Genomic DNA, 846 nt, shown 5'->3' with positions numbered 1-846 from the left:
GAGCTGGTGCTGTCCGACGATGAGGCGCAGGTGCTGCGGGAGTGGACACGGCGCCGCAAGACGTCGCAGGCGTTGGCGCTGCGGTCCCGGATCGTGTTGCGGTGCGCCGAAGGCGGTTCCAACAGCGAGATCGCGGCGGAACTGGGTGTGGGGCGCGCGATGGTGGCGAAGTGGCGTTCCCGGTTCGTGGCGTACCGGCTCGACGGCCTGCTCGACGAGCCACGACCGGGGCGCCCGCGCACGATCACCGACGAGCAAGTCGAAGCGGTGATCACCGCGACGCTGGAGTCGGCCCCCGCCAACGCCACGCACTGGTCCACCCGATCGATGGCCGCCGAGTCCGGGCTGACCCAGACCGCGGTGACCCGGATCTGGAACGCCTTCGGCCTGCAGCCGCATCGCCGTGAGGCGTGGAAGCTGTCCAAGGACCCGTTGTTCGTGGACAAGGTCAAAGACGTCGCCGGCTCTACCTCGCGCCGCCGGAACGGGCGGTGGTGCTGTGCGTGGACGAGAAGTCCCAGATCCAGGCACTCAACCGCACCGCGCCGGTCCTGCCATGCTGCCCGGCACGCCGCAGCGCGCCACACACGACTACACCCGGCACGGCACCTCCAGCCTGTATGCCGCGCTGGACATCACCACCGGCAAGGTCACCGGCCGGCTGCACGCCCGGCACCGGGCGATCGAGTTCACGAAGTTCCTGATCGCCACCGACCAGGAAGTGCCCGCGGACCTGGCGGTGCATCTGGTGATGGACAACGTCTCCACGCACAAGACCCCGGCGATCAAACGCTGACTGGCCGCTCACCCTCGCTTCACCGTGCACTTCACCCCGACCTCGAGCTC

Annotated in this window: 1 pseudogene; it reads left to right on the top strand. The window is 69.1% G+C overall.

Going from position 1 to position 846, the window contains the following annotated elements:
- Positions 1-793, top strand: a pseudogene (locus tag IEZ09_RS45910) (IS630 family transposase); the annotation flags it as partial.
- Between the last annotated feature and the right edge of the window lie 53 nt (positions 794-846).

This window comes from Lentzea flava (assembly GCF_014648475.1).
GTDB classification, from domain to species: Bacteria; Actinomycetota; Actinomycetes; order Mycobacteriales; family Pseudonocardiaceae; genus Lentzea; species Lentzea flava.
Note: the sequence above shows the minus strand (reverse complement) of the source record. Positions and strands in the feature narration are given on the sequence as shown.